Here is a 2,503-nt window from a genome sequence, read left to right on the forward strand (position 1 = left end):
ATCTTGCTTGCTTTTTGATATTAACTCTGTCTTTATATTCTTATGCAGGAGGAGTTAAAAAAGTTAAGTATCCTTATCAGGATGCAAAAGTGCCTGTCGAGAACCGCATTAGTGATTTAGTCGAAAGAATGACTATAGATGAAAAAATTCAGCAGCTGGACATGTATTGGGGAAAAGAAGTTGCCATTATGGATGGTCATGAAGCTTCTTCATATTCCGAAGAGAAAGTAAACCAAATGATTGGGCGGACAGGTATAGGTTCTATTCATGATTTTTATCCACTAAGTTCTGAACTTACAAATAAGATACAGAAATATGCGATGGAAAAAACCAGGTTGGGGATTCCGGTTTTATTTATCGAAGAAGGTTTACATGGGTATTCAGGGTATGGAAGCACTACCTTTCCTATTCCGCTTGAATTGGCTGCTGCATGGGATACCTCGTTGGTCCATCGAATAGGACGGGTAATAGCTACTGAAACAAGGGCTCATGGAGTAGATATGATTTTGGGCCCTGTACTTTGTTTACCCCACGATCCACGCTGGGGTCGTGTTGAAGAGACCTATGGCGAAGATCCTTACTTGGCTGCCTTAAATGGAGTGGCCATGGTTAAAGGATTGCAGGGGAAAAGTTTGAATTCGGATGATGCCGTCATTGCTGAACCCAAACATTTTGCCGTTCATGGAATACCTGAAGCAGGAAGCAATACAGCCCCGGTGAGCATCGGTGAACGTGAGGCCCGTTCAACTTTTTTATATGTTTTTGAAAAAGCCGTACGGGAGGGAGGCGCCATGGGAATAATGGCCGCTTACCACGAATTGGATGGAATTCCCTGCGTTGATAACAAATGGTTACTTACAGATGTGTTGCGCAAAGAATGGGGTTTTAAAGGTTTTGTGTTATCTGATTTGGGAGCTATCCGTATGACACTGGAAAATCATAGGGTGGCGGCCGATACCAGCGATGCCCTGTCTCAAACTTTTAAGGCAGGATTGAATATGCAATTTTATGATTTTGATCATAAAGGTTTTCACTCTGCAATGTTGAAGGCTATTCAAAATAAAATGCTTTCTGAAAAAGATATTAACAGAGCAGTTACTGATGTATTAAGAGTGAAATTCCTCTTAGGCTTATTTGACCATCCATATACTGATACTTCTTTAACGTCAAAAGTCTTTCATACCAATGGGAACCAGGAATTAGCACTTAAAGCAGCGCAGGAAGGGATCTGCCTCTTAAAAAATGAAAATGGGGTTCTTCCAATTAATAAAAATGTGCAGTCTGTTGCCGTAGTGGGACCTTTAGCTACAAGTACTTATCTGGGCGGATACTCGAATCAGAATGGTAAAGGAGTCTCAATTTTTGATGGATTGAAACAGAGAGCCGGGAATTCTCTGAAGATTAATTTTGAGAAGGGTTTTGTCCCGGATTCGGGAAATATTGATGTGTATCAGAATAAGGCGGTGGAATTGGTGAAGAAATCAGATATGGCTGTAGTTGTATTAGGAGAGGATACTAAAATCGTTGGCGAAGGTAAAGACAGGTCAAATATAGACTTGGATGAACAGCAGATGAACCTTATTAAAGCATTGTATCAGACGGGGAAACCTATTGCTGTGGTTTTATTTAATGGAAGACCCTTAACCATCAATTGGGTGGCTCAGAACATTCCTGCCATTCTTGAAAGTTGGTTTTCGGGTGAAAAAGGGGGACTTGCTATTGCAGATGTCCTTTTGGGTAATGTAAATCCTTCCGGAAAGTTGCCTATGACTTTCCCTCGCTCTATAGGCCAGGTCCCTTATTTCTACAACCACAAACCTACTTCCGGGCATAAATACGTGGACATGGCCAGCACTCCTTTATTCCCATTTGGACTAGGACTTAGCTATACCAGCTTTGAATATTCCAATTTGCAGATATCTCCTTCAAAAATTTCGGGGCAAGGGAAGGCAACAATTAGCGTAAGGATTAAAAATACTGGTAAAGTTGAGGGAACCGAGGTAGTTCAATTATATATTCGTGACCAGATCAGCAGTGTCACAACTCCTGTGATTTCTTTAAAGGGTTTTAACCGAATCACACTTAAACCAGGGGAAAGTGGGACTGTTAATTTTGAACTGGGTCCAGACCAATTATCCTTGTGGAACCGGGAGATGAAAAGGGTAGTAGAGCCTGGAGAATTCAAAATAATGGTGGGGAGCTCATCTGTAGATATAAGACAAAAAGGTAGTTTATGGGTTAATTAATAAATAATTTAAGTTTCGCAAGTAGTATAAAGGGGTTATAACAGATTTCTCTGTGGCACTCTGTGTAATAAATCGATACAATAACACAGAGTTACACAGAGAAGACACAGAGGAATATTTCTCAATATTTCTATGTGACATGATGAACAATAAATCTCCGTTGTTAATTTTTATTCCGTTCAGGGAGATATTTACTTGCGAAACTTTAATAAATAACAATAAATGCTATAGAAGACAAGTAGTGGCGAAATCCAATA

1 protein-coding gene is annotated in these 2,503 nt (G+C 40.1%); it reads left to right on the plus strand.

Annotated elements, in window-relative coordinates; all coding sequences use genetic code 11:
- Positions 1-2,246 (plus strand): glycoside hydrolase family 3 N-terminal domain-containing protein (locus tag Q8907_16210; protein ID MDP4275812.1); only part of this gene is annotated, 2,246 nt, incomplete at its 5' end.
- Positions 2,247-2,503 lie beyond the last annotated feature (257 nt).

The sequence above is a fragment of the Bacteroidota bacterium genome (assembly GCA_030706565.1).
Lineage (GTDB): Bacteria > Bacteroidota > Bacteroidia > Bacteroidales > JAUZOH01 > JAUZOH01.